This window comes from Arthrobacter sp. MOO21, from assembly GCF_057369995.2.
Genome location: NZ_CM170671.2, coordinates 3,103,107 through 3,121,182 on the forward strand (window position 1 = coordinate 3,103,107; position 18,076 = coordinate 3,121,182).

Consider the following 18,076-nt stretch of genomic DNA (forward strand, 5'->3'; position numbering starts at 1 on the left):
GGCAATAAAAGCACAAGTGTGCTATTAAGGATGGTGCCCAAATTAGTTGATGCAGACGTCCGGCGGCAGGACGTGGTCGATGCCGTGCTGCGCATCATCGCAGTTGACGGACTGGAACGGGCCTCGCTGCGGGAAGTGGCCGACGAGGCGGGCCTGGCCGTGGGATCGGTCCGGCACTATTTCGCCGGCAGCGAGGAGCTGCTTGCCTTCTCCTTCGCAACCGTGGTGGACCGCATCCTGGCCCGGCTGGGAAGGCTGTGGCCGGCGGTGCACGGCGCGGCACGGGGGAGTGCCGGCCAGCGGGAGGCTGCTTAACCCTCCTGGGTGGCATGCTGCCCCTGGACGAGGACAGCGCGGTGGAGGTCTGCGCCTGGCTGGCGTTCAAGAATGCCGCACGGATCAAGGCTTTTCTCTCCGCCGAGGCCGACCGCAGCCACCGGGAAGTGGCGGCCATCGTCGGCACCGTCATCGCTTCCCTGCTGCCGGAGGACGAACCGCAGGAGAGCCTGGTGCTTGAAGCCGAGCGGCTCCTGGCCACCCTTGACGGGCTGTGCCTGCACGCTTTGCTGCAGCCGGGCTGGATGACCGCACAGATGTGCCGCGACGTCCTGGAGCGGCACCTGGACGGCGTGGCACGGTAGGTTGCTCCCGTTGGCCAGGCTGTCCTGCACTACCGCGAATTGCCTGCGGGAATAGACTGATAACCGGGTAGGCCGGACCGGACCACAATGCCCGGTACGAGTAAGGCCAGGGAAGGACTTCGGATGCAGCATGCAAGCGGTTCAGGGTGGCACATCACCACGGACACGTCCGGGCCGATGATGATTGCCCTGTACGTCCGGGACGCGGCCGGCCTGAATGGAGTGGGACGGCCCATGCTGTCCCATGCCGCACCCAAAGTCCGCTCCGCAGACCACTCCCACCTGACGGCAGACGTTGGCGGGCTGAGCGCCCTGAAAACCGAATGGGAGGCCTGGTGGGAGCAGCTTCTCAAGGCCCACCCGCAGACGTCCCCGGAGCTGTCCCCGCCCGGTTTCGAAGCCTTCGGCAACTCCCCGGCCCTTCAGCGGGTCCTGCAGGCACATTTCGGTTCGGCCCTCACCTGGGCCCGTGAACGCCGGAGCGAGTACGCCGAACTGGAAGCCGAACGTGTGGCCACCGGAACGGACCAGCAGCTGAAGGACATGGTGGACGACCGGCTGCTGGAAGTGGGCCGGGATGCCCGGGACTTCACGCTGACCATCATCGAACTTCCCCTGGACGAACAACGCGCCTGGTACCTGGAACCGGACAAGATCATCATGAGCCAGCAACTCATGGGCCAGCCCGACCTGTTCCGCAGCTACGTCCAGCCGGTGCTGGAAATCCTCGTCTAGCCCCGCGCCAGGCAGGACGACGGCGGCCCTCAGCTGCCGCCGTCGTCCTGCCTGACGGTGATGCGCACCTGGCCGTCCGGTGCCCCCGACTCCCGCCATCCGTCCCCGCCGCTGCGCTGCCAGGTCCGGCCTGCCACGTCCACCTGGGTGACGGCGAGTTCCTTGGCGTTGGCTACTGCCCATTGCGCGATGGACCAAGCCTCGGTTCCGCCGGCGTCCACCACCAGGCCGCCTCCCGCTGCTTCGGCGTCCACGCCTCCGTACGCGAGGTCCAGTTCGGAGGCCACTGTGGCGGTGTCACCGGATGCCGTGGCAGAGCGGAGGGTGCACTGCACCGCCTCCGGCGTCTGCCCTGTCAGGCCGGAGGCGAACGCGCGGCCCAGGTCTTCGTGCTGGGCGTAGGCCTGGGGGTGCGCGGAGCGCTGGACCTGCTGCGCCGCGTCCGTAATGTCGAGCGTCTCGTAGCCCGGGATCTTGACCAGGGCGTCGTAGAAGGCGTTCACGGCGTAGTACGGGTCCATGATCTGGGCCTCTGTTCCCCAGCCCTGGGAGGGCCGTTGCTGGAACAGGCCACGGGAATCGGGTCCTGCCTGGTCGCCGTGTCCGATGTTGCGGAGCTTGGATTCCTGCATGGCCGTAGCCAGCGCGATGCTCGCCGCCCGGGGCGGCAGTCCGCGCCGCACCGCCACGGCAGTAATAAGGGCGGCATACACCGCCTGGTCCGGCGCCAGTTCTGCCGTCCGGTTGCCCGCGGTCGCGGTGCAGCGTTCCGAAACCAGGGTCTCGGAACGCTGCACAAAGTACACCGCAGTGTAGATGCCGCCGGCCACGAGTGCGAGGGCCAGCACCAGCACCACGAAGCGGCGCAGGCTGCGTCTGCGTGCCACTGGTGGATTCAGTTGGCGTGCAGGGCGTCGTTCAGTTCGACCGTCTGGCCCTTGCGGGGGAGGACCTCCACGGCGCCGGTGGTGGAGTTGCGGCGGAAGAGGAGGTTGGGCACGCCGGAAAGCTCCGCGGCCTTGACGATCTTCGTCGTGTCTTCGCCCACCTCGTCCTTGGGACCCGGTACCCGCACGCGGGTGCCGGCGGTGACATAGAGGCCTGCTTCCACCACGGAGTCATCACCGATGCTGATGCCGACGCCGGAGTTTGCGCCCAGCAGGACGCGCTCGCCGATGGTGATCTTCTCCTTGCCGCCGCCGGAAAGGGTGCCCATGATTGAGGCGCCGCCGCCGACGTCGCTGCCGTTGCCGGTGACGACACCGGCCGATATGCGGCCTTCAACCATGGAGGTGCCAAGGGTGCCAGCGTTGAAGTTCACGAAGCCCTCGTGCATCACCGTGGTGCCTTCCGCCAGGTGCGCGCCCAGGCGGACCCGGTCAGCGTCGGCGATGCGTACTCCGCTGGGTACGACGTAGTCCACCATGCGCGGGAACTTGTCCACGCCGTACACGGTGACGGCACCCCGGCGGCGCAGCCTGGCGCGGGTCAGTTCGAAGCCTTCGACGGCGGCCGGGCCGAAGTTGGTCCAGACGACGTTGGGCAGCTTGCCGAAGATGCCGTCAAGGTTGATCGTGTTGGGCCGGACCAGCCGGTGGGAGAGCAGGTGGAGGCGCAGGTAGGCGTCTGCCGTGTCGGCAGGGGCCTCGTCCAGGTTGATCTGGACGAACACCACCTTCTGCTCGGTACCGCGGTCCTCATCGGCGCCGTTCTCGGCAATCTGCACCAGGGCTTCATCGGCGTTTTCCACCGAGCGGAGGTTCCCGGCCGCTACACCGAGTGCGGGGGCGGGGAACCAGACATCCAGGACGGTGGCATCGCTGCCGGCTGTGGAGATGGTGGCCACGCCAAAGCCATACGCGGAGCGTTCGCCGGCGGCGGTGTTCAAGGTTTCGGGCACGGCAGAAGAAGCGGTTTCAGTCATGTGCCCCAGTCTATCGAGGGCCGGGTGGCCGGTTCGAACTAGACTTGCTTCGTGACTGCAGAAACCGCGCCCCAACCGTCCGTGCACACCCTTGACCTTCGCCAGGACGTGGCGTTGCTGACCGCAGCCATCATGGATATCGAAAGCGTCTCCGGCAATGAGCGCGCCCTGGCCGACGCCGTGGAGCAGGCCCTGCTGGCCATCCCGGAGCTGAGCGTGGTGCGGGACGGCGATGCCATCATTGCCCGCACCGAACTTGGCCGCAGCGAACGGGTCATCCTCGCCGGCCACCTGGACACGGTGCCGCTCCCCCTGGCCGAAGGCTCCAAAGGCACCGTCCCCTCCAGCTGGGAGTCCGGCGTGCCGGGGGAGGGAGTCCTCTACGGCCGCGGTGCCACCGATATGAAGGGCGGCGTCGCGGTCCAGCTTGCGCTGGCCGCGGGCCTGTTCGGCGGCGGCGCGCAGCCAAGGCGCGACGTCACCTTCGTCTTCTACGACCATGAGGAAGTGGAAGCGGTGAAGAGCGGCCTCGGGCGCCTGGTCCGCAACCACGGCGACCTGCTGCAGGGGGACTTCGCCATCCTGCTCGAACCGACGGACGGCACGGTGGAGGGCGGCTGCAACGGCACCAGCCGGTTCGAGGCGAGCACTGCCGGGGAGGCTGCCCACTCCGCGCGGGCCTGGATGGGCAGCAACGCCATCCATGCCGCGGCACCCATCCTGGCCCGCCTGGCCGCCTACGAACCGCGCACGGTCAACGTCGATGGCCTGGATTACCGGGAAAGCCTCAACGCGGTGAAGATCAATGGCGGCACGGCCGGCAATGTCATCCCGGACCGGTGCGTGGTGGAGATCAACTACCGGTTCGCCCCGGACAAGACCCCGGACCAGGCTGAAGCCCACGTGCGCGAACTGCTGGAGGGCTTTGACGTGGTGCGCACCGATGCAGCGGCCGGCGCCCGGCCCGGGCTGCAGCACCCGGCTGCTGCCTCCTTCGTTGCCGCCGTGGGAGCCGAGCCCAAGCCCAAATACGGCTGGACCGACGTCGCCCGTTTCAGCGAGCTGGGCATCCCGGCGGTGAACTTCGGCCCCGGCGATGCGCTGCTGGCGCACAAGGACAACGAGCACGTCCACGCCGACGCCATCCGCAACTGCCTGCGCGCCTTGCAGGAGTGGCTGGCAGGCTGACGCAAGCGAAAAGGTCCGGAATTCCCGCGGGAATTCCGGACCTTTTTGTCGACGGCCGCCAATACTACGGAGCCGCAGCCTCCAGGACGTCCGGTTCGGCCTTGGCCGTACCGCCGGCTGCCTTCTTGGAGCCGCGCCGCTCGATCCACACAGCGAGCCGCGAGACCGAGATGTTGATGGCAATGTAGATCGCCGCGGCCACGAAGAAGATCGGGAAGAGGTACTGGGTGCCCAGGAAGTCCGCCATGACCTGGACTGCGCGCAGGAGTTCGCCGTAGGCCACGATGTAACCCAGCGAGGTGTCCTTCAGGAGGACCACCATCTGCGCCACCAGCGAGGGCATCATGCGCCGGATCGCCTGGGGCAACTCGATCAGCATGCGTGACTTGTAGCTGGTCAGCCCGATGGCCAGGCCTGCCTCGCGCTGTCCCCGGGGGAGGGACTGGATGCCGGCGCGGATGATCTCGGCGAACACTGCCGCGTTGTAGAGCACCAGGCCTGCCACGACGGCGATGAATGCGGAGGTGCCGAAGCCCAGCAGGATGAAGAGCATCATCAGGACCACCGGCATGCCGCGGAGGAACTCGAGGATGACCCTCATGGGGACACGGATCGCGGCGGCGTCCGATATGCGCAGCAGGCACAGCAGCAGGCCCAGCGGGAACGCGATGACCGCGGCGAGGGCTGCCGCCGAGAGGGTGGAGCCGAGGCCGTTGCCGAGCAGCCGCCACACATCGGCGCGCGTGAAAATCTGCCAGCGGCGTGCTTCGAAGATGCCCTGCTGCGCGAGGGTCATGATGATCCATGCCAGGAGGCCGAGGATCAGGAGGCCGCCGACAATGGAGGCGATCAGGGAGAACCGGCGGGCTTTGGGGCCGGGCACGTCGTAAAGGACGGAGCTCATCGGGCAATCGCCACCTTTCGTTCCACCGTGTTGGCAAGGATTCCCAGCGGAACGGTGAGGAGCAGATAGAAGAACGCGGTGCCCAGCAGGACGGTGATGACGGCGTCGCCGTTGGCGTTGGCCAGCTGGCGGCCGTAGCCGAACAATTCCAGGACGAAGAATGCGCCGGCCACCGAGGAGTTCTTGACCAGGGCGATCAGGATGTTGATCAGCGGCGGGATCACAGTCCGCAATGCCTGGGGGAGGATGATGAGCGAGAGCACCTGGCCGAATTTCATGCCGATGCTGCGCGCGGCCTCGGCCTGGCCGACCGGGACGCTGTTCACACCCGAGCGGACAGCTTCGGCGATGAACGCGGCCGTGTAGGTGCTGAGGGCGATAATTGCTGCAACCTCGAACTGCTCGAACTTGACCCCGATGCGGGGGAGCACGACTGCTGCGAAGAAGAACGCGATGGTGAGGGGGGTGTTGCGGAGTACCTCCACGTAGACGGTGCTGAAACCGCGCAGCGCCGCGACCGGGGAAACGCGTGCCGCGGCCAGCAGGGTACCAAGGATCAACGCGAAGATGCCGGAGACGACGGAGAGGAAAAGTGTGCGGAGAAAACCTTCCCAGTACAGGGGCAGGTTTTCAAGAATGACGTCCATAAGATCCTTCGGCTGTAAGCGTGGACGGATTAAAAGCTGTGCTGCCGGGGCTGTTGTGCGGCCCCGGCAGCGTGGACGCTACTTAGTAACGGTCGATGGCCGGGAGTTTCGGTGCGGTCTTGATGACCGTACCGGCGGTGGCTTCCCAAGCCTTCTTGTAGGAGCCGTCCTTTTCGAAGGATTCCAGCTGGTCATTGATCCAGTTGCGGAACTCGGTGTCGCCCTTCTTCAGGCCGATGCCGTAGGGCTCCTTGGTGAAGGTTTCGTCGGAGGCCAGCTTGAAGGCATCCGGTTCCTTGTCGACGAAACCGGCGAGGATCACGTTGTCCGTGGTCACGGCTTCAACCTGCTTGTTGCGCAGCGGCTCCAGGCAGGCGGAGTAGGTGGCGGCGGGGACCAGTTCGGCGCCGTACTTGTCCACGATCGTGGCGGCCGGGGTGGAGCCGGTGACGGAGCAGACCTTCTTGCCCTTGACGTCTTCGGGCTTCTTGATGGTGTCGTTGTCCTTGTTCACCATCAGGGCCTGGCCTGCTTCGTAGTACGGGCCGGCGAAGTCGACAACCTGCTTGCGCTTGTCGCTGATGGTGTAGGTAGCGATGACGATGTCCACCTTGCCCTGCTCGATGAAGGGCTCGCGGTTGGCGGACACGGTCTCGGACCATTCGATCTTGTCTGCGGCGATGCCCAGCTTGGCGGCGATCAGCTTACCGATTTCAACGTCGAAACCGACGGGCTTGCCGTCGAGGCCCACCTGGCCGAACAGGGGCTGGTCAAACTTGGTGCCGATTTTGATGGTTCCGGCAGAGGAGAGCTTCGCCATGGTGGTGCCTGCAGCGAACGTCGGCTTCTCGACCGGGCTCGGGTTGCTGGAGCCTCCTGAGTCGCCGCCGCCGCCGCAGGCGCTCAGGGACAGGGCGAGGGCAGCGGTAGCCGCCACGACGAGGGACTTCCGCCTGGACATAAATGCCTTCATGACATTCCTTTCATTGATGGCCGTGGGTTTCCGGCCTGGATGCGAACTGAAGTGTGGTGTTCGGGTGGTCAGTGGGTGAGGAGCTTGGACAGGAAGTCCTTGGCGCGGTCGCTCTTCGGGTTGGTGAAGAACTCCTCGGGAGTGGCGTCCTCGACGATCTGGCCGTCCGCCATGAAGACCACGCGGTCCGCGGCCTTGCGGGCGAAGCCCATCTCGTGCGTGACCACGATCATGGTCATGCCCTCCTTGGCGAGCTGGACCATGACATCAAGGACCTCGTTGATCATTTCGGGGTCCAGGGCGGACGTGGGCTCGTCGAACAGCATGACCTTGGGCTTCATTGCCAGGGCACGGGCGATCGCGACACGCTGCTGCTGGCCGCCGGAGAGCTGGGCCGGCAGCTTGGGTGCCTGGTGTCCCACGCCAACGCGTTCCAGGAGCGCCATGGCATCCTTCTCCGCGGCGGCCTTGGAAACACCCTTGACCTTGATGGGGCCCAGTGTCACGTTCTCGAGGATGGTTTTGTGGGCAAACAGGTTGAAGGACTGGAAGACCATTCCGACGTCGGCACGCAGCTGGGCGAGCTCCTTGCCTTCCTCGGGCAGGACCTTGCCGTCGATGCTGATGGTTCCGCCCTCGATGGTTTCCAGGCGGTTGATGGCCCGGCAGAGGGTGGACTTACCGGAGCCGGAGGGCCCGATGACCACAACAACCTCGCCCTTGCGGACCTGGAGGTTGATGTCCTTCAAAACGTGCAACTGGCCGTAATGCTTGTTAACGGCGTTCAGGGAGACGAGAGCATCGCCGGGCACATGAGTAGTCATAGGAAAGAATCTAGTTGAACAACGCAGCCTTATGACCCCAATCACGCCAAGTTCCTGCTGATCGTGATTCAAGAGATACCTGGAGTTGGAGGTTAGCCTAGGGGAATGAGTATCAATGCAGACCCGGCCAAGAATTCCCAGCCGCGCCGAAAAGGTCCCCTTGAGCTGCGCCGCAAACAGGCAGCGGTGGAAATGTCGGACCAGCACCTGCTTGATACCAAGGGCCCCGGCCAGTTCGTGCACACCGACCCGTGGCGCGTCCTGCGGATTCAAAGCGAATTTGTCGAAGGCTTCGGCGCGCTCGCGGACATCGGAAAAGCGGTCAGCGTGTTCGGCTCCGCCCGCACGAAACCCGGCAGCACCTACTACGAAATGGGTGTGGAAGTTGGGCGCAAGCTTGCCGAGGCGGGAGTAGCTGTCATCACCGGCGGCGGTCCCGGCTCGATGGAAGCCGCCAACCGCGGCACCGTTGAAGGCAACGGAGTGTCGGTAGGCCTGGGCATCGAGCTGCCGTTCGAACAGGGCCTAAACCAGTGGGTGGACCTGGGCATCAACTTCCGCTACTTCTTCGCCCGCAAGACGATGTTCGTCAAGTACGCCCAGGGCTTCATCGTGCTGCCCGGCGGCCTGGGCACGCTCGACGAACTGTTCGAGGCCATGGTGCTGGTGCAGACGCGGAAGGTCACCTCGTTCCCGATCGTGCTCCTCGGCGTCGACTTCTGGGGACCGATGATCGAATGGATCAAGGGGACCCTGGTGGCCGAAGGCATGGTTTCGGAAAAGGACCTCGACCTCATCCAGCTTGTCGACGACCCCGCCGAAGCCGTGGACCGCGTCCTGCACGGGGCCATCAGTCCGGCGCTGAACGGCGAGCAGCGGCCGGAGTAGGCGCAGGGGTCTGGTCTGGCACGATGGAACCGTGAGTTTCTTTCTGGTTTTCCTCGCCGTGGTCCTGGTCGCGGCGGTCCTTTGGGCCGGCTCGGCCGGCGGTCCCGCAAGGAGGGCGGTGCGCCGCTGCCCGTACTGCTGGACGGCGCCTTCGAAGAGCCCCCTGCCAACCTGCCTCCCGTGCTGCTGCCGGCGCATGCCGGCCCGGAGGACGTCAACCGGGTGCGCTTTTCGCTCGGCCTGCGCGGATACCGGATGGACCAGGTGGACCAGGTACTGGATGAGCTGCGTGACCAACTGGCCGCCAGGGACGCCGAAGTTGCGCAGTTGCGCGGGCAGGTGGCGGCGCTGCGGACGGCGTCCGACGGCGGGGCGGCCACGGGTGAAGGGCCTGCCCAGGAGCGAATTTCCGAAGGTCCTGCCGCGGACGGGCGCGAAGGCGCACCTGCGCGGAAGGGCGGACAGTGAGCACGGTGACGCGGCGCCGGGCACCCCTGGTATCCGCCTCAGCGCTGGCCCAGCGGATGGCATCGGCTGTCCGCGGCTGGCCGTGGTGGCTGCAGGTCACCGCCGTCTATGGCAGCGCCCGCCTGGCCAGCGCCTTCATCTTCATGGCCGCGGCCCTGCACCAGGGCGCCAACCCGTGGTTCGCGCCGAAGCCGGACTACTGGAACTTCATCAACATCTGGGATGCCCGCTGGTACGGGCAGGTCATCGCCGGCGGGTATCCGTCGGTCCTGCCCACGGATGCTGCCGGCAATGTCCAGGAGAACACGTGGGCGTTCTACCCCCTCTTCCCGGCGCTGGCCGGCGGACTGAGCAGCCTCACCGGGTTGAAGCCGGCCGCCTCGCTGACACTCATCGCGATGCTGGCCGGCTGGGGCGCCGCGCTGGCGGTGTACGCGCTCTTCCGGTGCAAAGCCGCGCACGGGCCGGCGATGTGGGGGGTGGCGTTCTTCGCGACCTTCCCGGTCTCGGCCGTCCTGCAGGTTCCGTACGCCGAGCCGTTGTCGCTCCTGCTCCTGGCAGCGGCGCTGCTGCTGGTGGTGCGGCGGCAATACCTGTTGGCCATCCCCGTTGTGGTCCTCCTGTGCCTTTCCCGGCCGGTGGGCGTTCCCTTTGCTGCCTGCCTGGGCCTGCTGCTGGTGATCCGTGCCGTGGTGCGGTTCAGGGGCGGGCGGCGGAGCGCTACCGGCGAAGAAGCCCATTCCCTCGCGGACCTGGCGGCGCTGGCCGGGCTTACCGCCGTCGCGGGTCTGTCAGCCCTGGCGTGGCCGGCGGCGGCGTGGGCTGCCACCGGTGACCCGCTCGCCTACACCAAGACTGAAACCGTGTGGCGTGGCCACGACCTGGTGCCATTCAAGCCCTGGTTCGACGCCGGCGTCGACCTCTTCGGCCCCGTGCTGGGCATCCTGGCGCCCCTGGTATTCGCTGGTCTCTTCACCGCGCTGCTGTTCGTGCCGCCGGTGGTGCGGCTCGGCGTCGAACTGCGGATCTGGTGCGCCTGCTACATGGGCTACCTGCTGGTGTTCCTGCATCCGCAGACCAGCACGTTCAGGATGCTCCTGCCACTGTTTCCGCTGGCACTGGGCGCGGCGCTGCTCTCCCGGTCCAGGGCGTACCGGGGGGCCGTGGTCACCATGTTCCTGCTGCTGCAGATCGTCTGGATCGTGTGGTTGTGGGCGTGGGCGCAGCTGCCCGGCGGAGGGGACTATCCGCCCTAGAAAAGGAAGCTTCGGTGCAGGTCAGGCGGGGAATTACGGCTTGCCGGAAATGTCCATCGATTAGCTACGTGCGGGTAATTCCGGGATAATGATAGGTAAGCAAGGACATAAGCATTCAGAAAACGCGCAGCCTTGGCGGTGGGAATCCACCCCGCCATCGCAGCCTGATCGACATGCGGACGCAGCCCGCCCGGGCTGATTAGTCCTGGGACACAATGGAGGGAAATTCCTCATGGCGGCGATGAAACCACGCACCGGCGACGGCCCTATGGAAGTCACCAAGGAGGGCCGCAGCCTGATCATGCGCGTCCCGCTCGAAGGCGGCGGGCGCCTTGTGGTCGAACTGAACGCTGCCGAGGCAGCCAACCTGAAGGACTGCCTGGTAGGCGTCACCGAGTAATTGTGCCGGACAGGGTCCGCAGCTGGCGCTGCGGGCCCTGTCCTGTTTCCGGCGCGCCTACTTCTTGACGGCCACCAGCAGGCCGTCACCGGTGGGCAGCATTGCCGACGCCAGCCGCTCGTCGTCGCGGATTGCCTTGCCCACCTGCCGCAGGGTTACCGTATTGGGCTCGCGTCCCGCCGGGTTGGCCACCTTGTCCTTGTCCAGCGCGTCATTGATGACCAGCAGCCCCGAACGCTTGAGTAGGCGGATGGCCTGCTCCACGTAGCCGGGCAGTCCGGGCTTGTCCGCGTCGATGAAGACGAGATCGTAGGCGCTGTCGGTGAGCCGCGGCAGGACGTCCCCCGCACGCCCGGAAATGGTGCGGGTCCGGTTGGCCGGGCTGCCGGCCTCGGCGAACGCCTCACGCGCCGCGCGCAGGTGCTCCACGTCCACGTCGATGGTGGTCAGGACAGCCTGGGGGCCAAGTCCCCGCAGGAGGCACACGCCGGACACCCCGGCGCCGGTGCCGATTTCGACGGCGGTCTGGGCCTTGGACGCCGCCGCGAGGACCGTGAGGACGGCGCCCACGCCGGGACTGATGGCACTGACACCCAGTTCAAAGGAGCGCTCCCTGGCCCGGAGCATGACCTCATCCTCAGCGGGCAGATCTTCTGCATAGGACCAGCTGCTGGACTTGTCGGCGCTCATGAATCATCGCTTTCTGGGCGGAAGGGGGGAGTGTCTCCCCAAGCCTACTGTGTCCGGGCGGGCCCACCGTGGAAGCAGCCGTTGCGCCCAAGGCTGAAGTTTGCGCGCAGTCAGGAAATTCCCAGCCAAGTTTGACATGATAAATATCCGCTCATCCAAAAGGTGACCGGCGCCGAACCAGAGATGTCAACAGTATCCGGGCGTTAGCATTCCACGAGGGGAGTGGACGATGTCATCTTCAGTTGTGGCACCTGTCCCTGCAGTAAACAATCCCGACGATGAGTGGGTCCGCCCCACCTGGGAAGAAGTGGTCACCAACCATTCGGCGAAGGTCTACCGGCTGGCTTACCGCCTGACCGGAAACAAGTTCGACGCCGAGGACCTCACCCAGGAGGTTTTCGTCCGCGTCTTCCGGTCACTGGAGAACTTCAAGCCCGGAACGCTCGACGGCTGGCTGCACCGGATCACCACCAACCTCTTCCTTGACCAGGCGCGCCGAAGGACCCGCATCCGCTTCGACGCCCTTGCCGAGGACGCCGAGTCCCGGCTGCCCGGCCGTGAGCCCGGACCTGAGCAGAGCTTTGAGCTGAACAACCTTGACCTGGACGTGCAGGCGGCACTGGAGGAGCTGCCGCCGGACTTCCGGGCCGCCGTGGTGCTGTGCGACCTGGAGGGGCTGTCCTACGACGAGGTGGCCGAGGCCCTGGGCGTCAAGCTCGGGACGGTCCGCTCCCGCATCCACCGCGGGCGGACCATGCTCCGGGAAAAGCTCGCCCACCGGGACCCCCGCCCGCAGCAGACCCGCCGCAAGCTCTCGATGCCGCGCATGGCCGGGATCCTCTGATCGGCGCATGAAGCCCCAGTTCCCCTTCGGCGGCAGGCACCAGCGCACCAGCAGCCACCTCCAGGCGTGCCACGAATGTGCCGCCACGGTGCGCCGGGAACGGCAATACCTGGAACGCCTCCGCGAGGCTCCCATTCCGCCGGCCAGCCAGGACCTGACCGAGCGGCTGCTCTCCCGCACCTCCGAACTCGCCGCCCAGGCACCTCTTCCGGCCCATGCCGGCGGACCCTCCCGTACTGCTGCCCGGGCACTGGCCATGGCCACCGGCGGAACGGTTGCGGCGGCCGGAGTGCTCGCGGTCGGGGCTTTCGCCGCAGCGGGCGATCCCCTGGCCGCCAACGCCGCGGGAAGCACAGCCGCTTTCTCCCATGTCTCGTCGCAAACGCCCGCGGACGGCAGGACCTTGAATGCCGAGCAGGTGGGCCGGCTGCGCTCCGAGGGGTGGGCGTGCCCCGAACTGGAAGCCATGGGGTTCCACCTGGAGGCAGCCAGGGCGCTGGTGGTTGAGGGCCAGCCCGCTGTAGAGCTGCGCCTCGGTGACGGCTTCCACCATGCAACCATCACCGAACAGCACTCCGTCAGCCCCGGGGCGGCGGCTCCTGAAAGCAGTGCCGATGGCGGGCTCCTGCAGGTCTGGGGCACCTCGCCCTGGTCTGCAACCTACCGGGCGGCCGGCCGGACCTTCACGTACCGCTCGGACCTTCCGGCGGACCAGGCCGACGACGCCGTTCCCATCCTTCGGCGCCTGGCCGAGACGGCCTCGGAAGGCGTCGACGCGTCCATTCAGCAGGCACCATCCGGGACGCCGGAGGAACCCCTGGAAATGCGGCTGGAACGCGGCGTCAACAAGATCGCGGGGCTGTTCGCCCCGTGACGCAGACTGTTTCCCCGCCGTCCGGGCGGGAATCGTCGCTGGCAGCCCGGAGAGGGTAATCTTCCTAAAGTGTTTGGTATCAACGGCCCGGAGTTTATCCTTCTGCTGATCATCGGTGTGCTGGTGATCGGCCCCCAGCGCCTGCCCGAATATACCCAAAAGCTGGCGAACCTGGTCAAGGAACTCCGCCGCATGGCCTCCGGCGCCCGCGAGCAGATCAAAGAAGAAGTGGGCATCGACATCGATGATGTCGACTGGAAGAAGTACGATCCCCGCCAGTACGATCCCCGGCGCATCATCAAGGAAGCGCTGCTCGACGACGACACCAAGCCCGTCAGCGCCAATGCCCCCGCCGCGGTGGCAGCAGTCTCCGGTGCGGCCGCCGTCGCCGGCACCCCCGCCCGGCCCGAACGAGTAGTGGAGCGGCTCCCCGCAGGCGAGGCCGCGCCGTTCGACACCGAAGCCACCTAGGGCTCCGCACCGGAATGCCCGCAGGCGCCACGGCGCGGCGCGGGCCAGCCCGGGTACGGCTCAGCGGGGGTACGGCTCAGCGGGGCTGCAGGCCCAGTTTCATGCCGGCGAGCCCGCGTGGTGTCGTGGCCAGGCGGCCGGCAATCTCCGCGAGTGCCGCTGCTGCGGGCGTACCCGGCTGGCCCAGCACGATCGGGACTCCGGCGTCCCCGCCTTCCCGGAGCTGGATGTCCAGCGGAATCTGGCCCAGCAGCGGCACGTCGGTGCCCACGGTGGCGGTCAGCCTCTCGGCCAGGACTTCACCGCCGCCGCTGCCGAACAACTCCATCCGCCCGCCGTCGGGCAGCTCCAGGTAGGACATGTTCTCAATGACGCCTGCCAGCTTCTGGCCCGTCTGGGTGGCGATGGCACCGGCACGCTCGGCCACGTCCGCGGCCGCGGCCTGGGGCGTGGTGACCACCAGGATTTCAGCGCCCGGGAGCAGCTGGGCGACGGAAATGGCAATGTCGCCGGTACCCGGCGGCAGGTCCAGGAACAGGGCGTCGAGGTCGCCGAAGTAGACGTCGGTCAGGAACTGTTCCAGGGCACGGTGCAGCATGGGACCGCGCCACGCCACGGGCTGGTTGCCGGTGACGAACATGCCGATGGAGATGACCTTCACGCCGTAAGCAACGGGCGGAAGGATCATGTCGTCCACCTGCGTGGGCGCCTGGGTGATTCCCATCAGCGCCGGGACGGAGAATCCGTAGACATCGGCGTCCACTATGCCAACGCGGAGACCCTGCGCCGCCAGTGCAGAAGCCAGGTTGACGGTGACCGAGGACTTTCCCACCCCGCCCTTGCCGCTGGCCACGGCGTACACCTTGGTCAGTGAGCCCGGCTGGTTGAAGGGGATGGTGCGCTGGGCTCCGGCTCCGCGGAGCTTCTCCTTGAGGGCGTCCCGCTGGGCCTGGTCCATTACCTTGAGCTCGACGTCGACGGCGGTCACGCCAGGGACGGCGGACAGTGCCTTTTCGGAATCGGCGGTGATGGTGTCCCGCAGCGGGCATCCGGCGATGGTGAGCAGCACAGCCAGGGCGACCCGGCCGTCGTCGGACACCTGCACGGAGTCCACCATGCCAAGCTCGGTGATCGGGCGGCGGAGCTCGGGGTCGATGACCGTGGCCAGGGCAGCATTGACTGCCTGCGCCAGCGGGGATCCGGAGGGCATCGGAGTATCCAGGGGGGAGCTCATGGGCTGGGAACCGGCTTTCGTGCAGGTGCTGGGGGCTAGCGGTCGTGGGTGGAGTGGCCGGGTTTGACCCGTGGGATCTGCTGGGTGCGCGGGCTCCGTTGCCGGTCCCGCTGTTCACGCAGCTTGTCCTTGACCGTCTCGCGCGGTGATTCGTGCGAGCCAGGCCCGGCGTCGTCGTGGGTCCGGAGTTCTTCCTGGGCTTCGAGCAGGTCTTCGAGGAGGGAGCGCAGTTCGGCCCGGACGTAGTCGCGGGTTGCCACTTCGCGCAGGGCGATCCGCAGGGAGGCCAGTTCCCGGGTGAGGTACTCGGTGTCGGAGAGGTTGCGTTCTGCACGCTGGCGGTCCTGCTGGAGCGAGACGCGGTCGCGGTCGTCCTGCCGGTTCTGCGCCAGCAGCAGCAGTGGTGCCGCGTAGGAGGCCTGCAGGGACAGCATCAGGGTCAGCAGGGTGAACCCGAGGTCCCTGGAGTCAAACTGCCATTCCACCGGGGCCCAGGTGTTCCAGCCCAGCCAGAAAATGCAGAAGACCGTCATGTAGACCAGGAACTGGGGTGTCCCCATGAACCGGGCGAAGGCCTCGGTGGCGTGTCCGAAGGCGTCCGGATCCGGACGGAACGTGGGCAGGATCCGCTGCCGCCCGCTCAACGGTGTGTCGAGACTGCCTTTTGATTCCGCTTTGGCCAGGTTCCGCTGGTTGGGGTTCTTCGGAGCGCTGATATCAGCCAATGCGGCCACCGAGCCTTCTTATCGGGGCTTCGCCATCGTGGGCGCGCCAGTCGTCCGGCAACAAATGATCCAATACGTCATCAACAGTCACCGCCCCCACCAGGCGTCCGGCGTCGTTGACTACCGGGAGGGAGTTGAGGTTGTAGGTGGCCAGGGTCCGTGCGACTTCGCTGATGTGGGCCTGGTCCGACAGCGGTTCAAGGTTCTTGTCCAGCAGGTTTCCCAGTGCCTCGAACGGCGGGAAGCGGAGCAGCTGCTGGATGTGCACCACGCCGAGGAAGCGGCCAGTAGGCGTCTCCAGCGGGGGCCGGGCAATGAAGATCGACGACGCCAGGGCGGGGGAGAGCTCCTCGCGCCGGACGTGGGCCAGGGCTTCGGCGACGGTGGCTTCCGGCGGCAGGATGACGGGCACCGGGGTCATCAGGCCGCCGGCGGTGTCCTCGTCGTATTCCAGCAGGCGGCGGACGTCTTCGGCGCCCTCGGGCTCCATCAGCTGGAGCAGTTCCTCGGCCTGCGCGGTGGGGAGTTCACCCAGGAGGTCGGCGGCGTCGTCCGGATCCATCTCCTCGAGGACGTCGGCTGCGCGCTGGACGTCCAGGGCAGAGAGGATCTCCACCTGGTCATCCTCGGGCAGTTCCTGCAGGACGTCGGCCAGCCGCTCATCCTGCAGTTCGCTCGCCACTTCGAAACGGCGTTTGTCGCTCATCTCCTGCAGGGCTTCGGCGAAGTCCGCGGGCTTGAGGTCCTCGTGGTTGGCCACGAACTGGGTGGCGGCCTGGGGTTCGGTCCGCGGGCCCTGCTGGGCGTCGGCCCAGTCGATGATCAGGGTTTCGTTGCGGCGCAGCCAGGCTGAGGGGGGACAGGGAGTGGCCGCGGCGGACGAACAGTTTGCTGACGAACCAGTCACGCGAGCGGTGCTGGTCCATGGCGATGTCCTCGATCGTGGCGTCGCCGCTGCCGTCGCGGAGGGTGACGCGGCGGTCGAACATCTCGGCCACCACCAGCGTTTCCGCGCCGCGCTGTTCAAAGCGGCGGAGGTTCACCAGGCCCGTGCAGATGATCTGGGTCTGGTCGATCGAGGTGATGCGCGTCATGGGCACGAAAACGCGCTTCTTCCCTGGAACTTCCACCACGATGCCCACCACGTGCGGGGCTCCTTGGGTTCCGCGGGAGAGCACAACGACGTCGCGCAGGCGGCCCAGCCTGTCGCCCAGGGGGTCGAAGACGTCGAGTCCCAAAAGGCGCGCCACGAAGACGCGGGTAGGTGTTGTGCTCACTCCTACAGGCTACCGAGTCTGCTCACTTTTAGCTGAATTTACAGGCAGTACCCACCTGGATGGGCAAGAATGGACTTATGTCGAACATTTTTGGTGCACCCAAGGCCGGCGCCGCGAACGGACCGGATGACGCCCGGGCTGTTCCCACCGGCGACACCGTTGGCTCCTACAGCTCCTACCTCGACGCCCAGAAGGCTGTCGACTACCTGGCGGACCAGCAGTTCCCGGTCCAGATGGTGTCGATCGTGGGCAACGAACTGAAGATGGTGGAGAGGGTCACCGGGCGCCTGAGCTACCCCCGGGTGGCACTTTCCGGGGCACTGAGCGGCATGTGGTTTGGCCTCTTCGTAGGCGTCATGCTCTCCTTCTTCGCGTCGTCGCCGGGGTACTTCTCCATTCTTACTTCCGTGCTCATGGGCGCGGCCTTCTTCATGCTTTTCGGCATCGTCACGTACGCAATGCAGCGCGGCAAGCGGGACTTCACCTCCACCAGCCAGGTGGTGGCCACCAACTATGACGTCATCGTGGCACCGGAAGCGGCCCACGAGGCACGGCGCCTCCTGCAGCAGTTGCCCATGTCGCGGTCGGACGCCGCGTCAGGCCACGGCCCGTACACCCAGCACGACTATTACAACCAGCCGTACCAGCACCAGCAGCAGGACCAGCAGCAGGGCCAGGGCCCTGCGCGCCCCGCCGGCTGGAACGATCCCTACGGCCAGCGCTCCTCAGGATCTTCCGCGCAGGACGGCCACGGCTACCCCGACAGCGGCCAGCAGCAGGGGTCGGAGCAGGGCGCCCCGCAGCACGCTCCCCAGCCCTATGGCCAGCAGTACGACGGCGGCCAGCAGCAGCAGCCGGTCCGTTCCGTCCGCTACCCGGACCTGCCCGATGGCCGGCCGCAGTACGGCGTGCGCCTTCCGCAGGGGCCCGCCGCGGGCGCTCCGCAGGAGCCGGGCCGGGAACCAGCGGCACCGGAACACGTGCCGGGCCACGAGGCCGGCCACGATGCCGCTTCGCAGGCCGGCGGGGAACACTACGGTGTGGAGGATGACCAGCACCGGGGTGAACCGCGGCAGTAGGACTGCCAGGAAACGAAAGCTGCCGGGAGGCAGA

Annotated in this window: 19 protein-coding genes and 2 pseudogenes; 11 read left to right on the top strand and 10 right to left on the bottom strand. The window is 66.8% G+C overall.

Annotated features, from left to right (window positions below; all coding sequences use genetic code 11):
* Nucleotides 1–33: 33 nt before the first annotated feature.
* Together AC2JAJ_RS14440 and AC2JAJ_RS14445 are read left to right on the top strand one after the other, a co-directional pair.
* A pseudogene (locus AC2JAJ_RS14440) lies at nt 34–641 on the top strand (TetR/AcrR family transcriptional regulator).
* Nucleotides 642–764: 123 nt separating this feature from the next.
* On the top strand, nt 765–1,376 hold the full coding sequence (locus tag AC2JAJ_RS14445; protein WP_221386585.1) for a hypothetical protein: 612 nt from the start codon (nt 765–767) through the stop codon (nt 1,374–1,376).
* Between the two features lie 29 nt (nt 1,377–1,405).
* Here AC2JAJ_RS14445 and AC2JAJ_RS14450 read toward each other — a convergent pair whose 3' ends face one another.
* Both AC2JAJ_RS14450 and dapD read right to left on the bottom strand, forming a co-directional pair.
* On the bottom strand, nt 1,406–2,263 hold the full coding sequence (locus AC2JAJ_RS14450; RefSeq protein WP_486415382.1) for a transglycosylase SLT domain-containing protein: 858 nt from the start codon (nt 2,261–2,263) through the stop codon (nt 1,406–1,408).
* Nucleotides 2,264–2,271: 8 nt separating this feature from the next.
* The gene (dapD, locus tag AC2JAJ_RS14455) at nt 2,272–3,300 is read right to left on the bottom strand and encodes a 2,3,4,5-tetrahydropyridine-2,6-dicarboxylate N-succinyltransferase (protein WP_221386587.1); all 1,029 of its coding nucleotides are present in this window, start codon (nt 3,298–3,300) and stop codon (nt 2,272–2,274) included.
* Between the two features lie 51 nt (nt 3,301–3,351).
* Between dapD and dapE the strand changes: the two genes are divergently transcribed.
* Nucleotides 3,352–4,488: a succinyl-diaminopimelate desuccinylase gene (dapE, locus tag AC2JAJ_RS14460; RefSeq protein WP_486415381.1), complete on the top strand. Its 1,137-nt coding sequence runs from the start codon at nt 3,352–3,354 to the stop codon at nt 4,486–4,488.
* 64 nt (nt 4,489–4,552) lie between these two features.
* Here dapE and AC2JAJ_RS14465 read toward each other — a convergent pair whose 3' ends face one another.
* The 4 genes from AC2JAJ_RS14465 to AC2JAJ_RS14480 form a co-directional block, all read right to left on the bottom strand.
* Nucleotides 4,553–5,392 (bottom strand): amino acid ABC transporter permease, encoded by an 840-nt coding sequence (locus AC2JAJ_RS14465; protein ID WP_486415380.1) that lies wholly within the window; start codon nt 5,390–5,392, stop codon nt 4,553–4,555.
* On the bottom strand, nt 5,389–6,039 hold the full coding sequence (locus AC2JAJ_RS14470) for an amino acid ABC transporter permease (RefSeq protein ID WP_486415379.1): 651 nt from the start codon (nt 6,037–6,039) through the stop codon (nt 5,389–5,391). Before AC2JAJ_RS14470 ends, AC2JAJ_RS14465 begins: the two co-directional genes overlap by 4 nt.
* A gap of 82 nt (nt 6,040–6,121) precedes the next feature.
* Nucleotides 6,122–7,012, bottom strand: coding sequence for a glutamate ABC transporter substrate-binding protein (locus AC2JAJ_RS14475; RefSeq protein WP_486415378.1), 891 nt, complete (start codon nt 7,010–7,012; stop codon nt 6,122–6,124).
* A gap of 68 nt (nt 7,013–7,080) precedes the next feature.
* Nucleotides 7,081–7,836, bottom strand: coding sequence for an amino acid ABC transporter ATP-binding protein (locus AC2JAJ_RS14480; protein WP_026265670.1), 756 nt, complete (start codon nt 7,834–7,836; stop codon nt 7,081–7,083).
* Nucleotides 7,837–7,941: 105 nt separating this feature from the next.
* Here AC2JAJ_RS14480 and AC2JAJ_RS14485 point away from each other — a divergent pair, with 105 nt between their 5' ends.
* The 4 genes from AC2JAJ_RS14485 (at nt 7,942) to AC2JAJ_RS14500 (ending at nt 10,848) form a co-directional block, all read left to right on the top strand.
* On the top strand, nt 7,942–8,724 hold the full coding sequence (locus tag AC2JAJ_RS14485; RefSeq protein WP_486415377.1) for an LOG family protein: 783 nt from the start codon (nt 7,942–7,944) through the stop codon (nt 8,722–8,724).
* A gap of 81 nt (nt 8,725–8,805) precedes the next feature.
* On the top strand, nt 8,806–9,192 hold the full coding sequence (locus AC2JAJ_RS14490) for a DivIVA domain-containing protein (RefSeq protein WP_501053172.1): 387 nt from the start codon (nt 8,806–8,808) through the stop codon (nt 9,190–9,192).
* Nucleotides 9,189–10,448, top strand: coding sequence for a putative hexosyltransferase (locus AC2JAJ_RS14495; protein ID WP_486415375.1), 1,260 nt, complete (start codon nt 9,189–9,191; stop codon nt 10,446–10,448). The genes AC2JAJ_RS14490 and AC2JAJ_RS14495 overlap by 4 nt, the downstream gene beginning before the upstream one ends.
* Before the next feature lie 232 nt (nt 10,449–10,680).
* Nucleotides 10,681–10,848: a DUF3117 domain-containing protein gene (locus AC2JAJ_RS14500; RefSeq protein WP_102973820.1), complete on the top strand. Its 168-nt coding sequence runs from the start codon at nt 10,681–10,683 to the stop codon at nt 10,846–10,848.
* A gap of 57 nt (nt 10,849–10,905) precedes the next feature.
* On the opposite strand, the gene AC2JAJ_RS14505 is transcribed toward AC2JAJ_RS14500, so the two are convergent.
* On the bottom strand, nt 10,906–11,538 hold the full coding sequence (locus AC2JAJ_RS14505; protein ID WP_221386595.1) for an O-methyltransferase: 633 nt from the start codon (nt 11,536–11,538) through the stop codon (nt 10,906–10,908).
* Nucleotides 11,539–11,767: 229 nt separating this feature from the next.
* Here AC2JAJ_RS14505 and sigE point away from each other — a divergent pair, with 229 nt between their 5' ends.
* The 3 genes from sigE to AC2JAJ_RS14520 all read left to right on the top strand — a co-directional run bounded on the left by sigE (nt 11,768) and on the right by AC2JAJ_RS14520 (nt 13,727).
* Nucleotides 11,768–12,382 (top strand): RNA polymerase sigma factor SigE, encoded by a 615-nt coding sequence (gene sigE / locus AC2JAJ_RS14510; protein WP_486415374.1) that lies wholly within the window; start codon nt 11,768–11,770, stop codon nt 12,380–12,382.
* Nucleotides 12,383–12,389: 7 nt separating this feature from the next.
* Complete coding sequence (locus AC2JAJ_RS14515) at nt 12,390–13,256, top strand: anti-sigma factor (RefSeq protein WP_486415373.1); 867 nt, start codon at nt 12,390–12,392, stop codon at nt 13,254–13,256.
* A gap of 69 nt (nt 13,257–13,325) precedes the next feature.
* The gene (locus AC2JAJ_RS14520) at nt 13,326–13,727 is read left to right on the top strand and encodes a twin-arginine translocase TatA/TatE family subunit (protein WP_221386598.1); all 402 of its coding nucleotides are present in this window, start codon (nt 13,326–13,328) and stop codon (nt 13,725–13,727) included.
* A gap of 76 nt (nt 13,728–13,803) precedes the next feature.
* Here the strand turns inward: AC2JAJ_RS14520 and AC2JAJ_RS14525 are convergent, their stop codons facing one another.
* The 3 genes and pseudogenes from AC2JAJ_RS14525 to AC2JAJ_RS14535 all read right to left on the bottom strand — a co-directional run bounded on the left by AC2JAJ_RS14525 (nt 13,804) and on the right by AC2JAJ_RS14535 (nt 16,963).
* The gene (locus AC2JAJ_RS14525) at nt 13,804–14,937 is read right to left on the bottom strand and encodes an Mrp/NBP35 family ATP-binding protein (RefSeq protein WP_473696779.1); all 1,134 of its coding nucleotides are present in this window, start codon (nt 14,935–14,937) and stop codon (nt 13,804–13,806) included.
* Between the two features lie 59 nt (nt 14,938–14,996).
* A complete protein-coding gene (locus AC2JAJ_RS14530; protein WP_473696781.1) occupies nt 14,997–15,695 on the bottom strand; it encodes a DUF1003 domain-containing protein in 699 nt (232 codons plus the stop codon).
* A pseudogene (locus AC2JAJ_RS14535) lies at nt 15,679–16,963 on the bottom strand (magnesium transporter MgtE N-terminal domain-containing protein). The gene AC2JAJ_RS14530 and the pseudogene AC2JAJ_RS14535 overlap by 17 nt, the downstream one beginning before the upstream one ends.
* A 77-nt stretch (nt 16,964–17,040) precedes the next feature.
* Here AC2JAJ_RS14535 and AC2JAJ_RS14540 point away from each other — a divergent pair.
* A complete protein-coding gene (locus tag AC2JAJ_RS14540) occupies nt 17,041–18,042 on the top strand; it encodes a YflT domain-containing protein (protein WP_486415372.1) in 1,002 nt (333 codons plus the stop codon).
* Nucleotides 18,043–18,076 lie beyond the last annotated feature (34 nt).